Annotated in this window: 2 protein-coding genes and 1 tRNA gene; 2 read left to right on the top strand and 1 reads right to left on the bottom strand. The window is 49.2% G+C overall.

Going from position 1 to position 1,983, the window contains the following annotated elements:
* Both D7D26_RS11890 and D7D26_RS11885 read left to right on the top strand, forming a co-directional pair.
* Nucleotides 1–270 (top strand): transposase (locus D7D26_RS11890; RefSeq protein WP_147413033.1); only part of this gene is annotated, 270 nt, incomplete at its 5' end.
* A gap of 184 nt (nt 271–454) precedes the next feature.
* Nucleotides 455–539: transfer RNA gene (locus D7D26_RS11885), tRNA-Leu, on the top strand.
* A 163-nt stretch (nt 540–702) separates the two neighbouring features.
* Here D7D26_RS11885 and D7D26_RS11880 read toward each other — a convergent pair.
* Nucleotides 703–1,518, bottom strand: a complete 816-nt coding sequence (locus D7D26_RS11880) for a class I SAM-dependent methyltransferase (RefSeq protein ID WP_120373181.1) — start codon at nt 1,516–1,518, stop codon at nt 703–705.
* Nucleotides 1,519–1,983: the final 465 nt, after the last annotated feature.

The raw sequence follows: 1,983 nt of genomic DNA, 5'->3' as shown, positions 1-1,983 counted from the left end.
GGGAGCAACGTCATCGGCGATAAGGCTTACGGTTCGCAAGCCATCAGAGAGTACATTACTTCTCGGGAGGGAAGTTACACTATCCCGCCGAAGAGCGATAATCCCGAACCGTGGTTTATAGATGAGCATGTTTACAAGGAACGACACTTGGTTGAATGTTTCTTTCAGAAAATCAAATGGTTCCGTAGAATTTTCACCCGCTATGACAAACTTGACGCTTCGTTTTTCGCTTTTGTTCTTGTTGCTGCCAGTGTTATTTTATTGAAATAATACAAGCTGAAATGTTTTTTAAACAAGCCCTAAATGCAAGCTTCTTTTAATTCAGATTTAATGCAACGGGGTACCGGATGTTGCGTTGCATTTACCTTGAAGAATTTCATTATCACTGAACAACGACAGTTTCGTTTTAAGGACTTGACGCCAATCCAACGCGTGGTATAATGCCCTGTGTCACGCGGAGGTGGCGGAATTGGCAGACGCGCAAGACTAAGGATCTTGTGGAGCAATCCATGGGGGTTCGATTCCCCCCCCCCGCACCAAACTGTGAACACGAAAAGCGGCTCCGTACGAAGGCACGATTCGTACGGAGTCGCTTTTTCGTTCCCGATCATGCCGGAGCTCGCGGCGTCCAACGGCATTCCGCGACGGATCCGCGCGCTGCCGCTGTCGTTGCGGGAAAACTTCAGTGTTTGCGATTCTTCCTCACAGGCTCTGCTTCAGCAGATCGAGATACAACAGTCCCATGACATTTGTGCTCGACACGGCGACTTTTTTATCGTCTCCCAAATACTTGCCGATTTCCCTTTTGACCCTGTCCATCTCTTTCTCTCCGTATTCAGGCCCGTAAAGCCAGCTCGTGTAGCGCAGATAGAAATTCTTCGGATCGACGCGTTCTTCTCGATGACTCACGTGTGTCCAAAAGTCAGGATAATAGCCGTCGGCCAACAGGAGGTTCATAAAATAGACGATGTCGCTGCCTCCGTGTGTGTGCGGCGCCCGTCCCAACCCCAGCGCGATCTTTTCCAGAAACAGGTCTTTGATTTTGAGCCACGAGCTGATGAAGATCCCTTTTCGGGCCAGGCCGATAATCCTGGGATAATTCTCGTAGTATGAGATGACGGGACTGTTGGATATGAACACGTAGTCGTATTTTTTCTCGGGCGCAAAGTCCTGAAAAGCGGCGCTGTGAATGACGATCGAGGTTCCATCGTATCCAGACTGAGAAAGATGATCCCGCGCCTGCCTCACCATTTCCACGGAAGGCTCCAGCCCCTCGGCAAGAGCGCCTTCGTCGAGGAGCCTCTTCAGATAGCGTCCTGCCCCGCAGCCGATATCGATCACGCTGCGGCCTTTCAGCTCGGCTTTCGCCCTGAAAAGATCAAAAACTTGGTCGTTACCGGCATTGGACGAGATCTTTCGGAATTCGCGCGCCCGTTTGTTCCACATGGCGTTGGATTTTTCCATGTCCTGCCGCGGTTTCGACAGTTTCCTGACGCAAATATCCTTTATGTCGTTCATCGCTTCATACCCCGCAAAAATTCTTCAGCAATTTTTCAACGGAACCGCATAGGCCGCTCAAATTGTCCCCAAGGCTTTACTATAAACTTCGCCGTCTCCGCGCTTATCGCACGACAAAAGAGGCTTTCCCCGATTGCAGAGATCGGTCCTATTATATATTAAGCGGACTGCCTGTCAATCGTTCAAGCTCCGGTGCGAATCGAGGAACTTCTGAAAAGTCCGGCGGTCCAAGGCGGTATCTCTCGATTTTAGCTTATGGTGGTAAATTTTCAGAGTAAATGCAACCTCGTCAAAGTAAATGCGACGGGGTTGCATTTACTTTGACAGGACAAAAGCAGCAAGCAGTCATTACGAACACATAATAACGATCAAGATTGCGCTAACGGAGCAAATTCAAGGGGATGAAAAGCTGTTACGAGGAAATTGTCCGAAAAAAGAGCATACAAAAGTGACCCTCAACTGAAA

It is taken from the genome of Pyramidobacter sp. CG50-2 (assembly GCF_003612005.1).
GTDB lineage: Bacteria > Synergistota > Synergistia > Synergistales > Dethiosulfovibrionaceae > Pyramidobacter.
The sequence above is the reverse complement of the archived record's forward strand: the minus strand, read 5'-3'. Positions and strand labels throughout refer to the sequence as shown.

Coding starts and splice junctions, on each gene's coding strand:
- D7D26_RS11880 (WP_120373181.1), bottom strand. CDS start 1,518: ATGAACGACATAAAGGATATTTGCGTCAGGAAACTGTCGAAACCGCGG.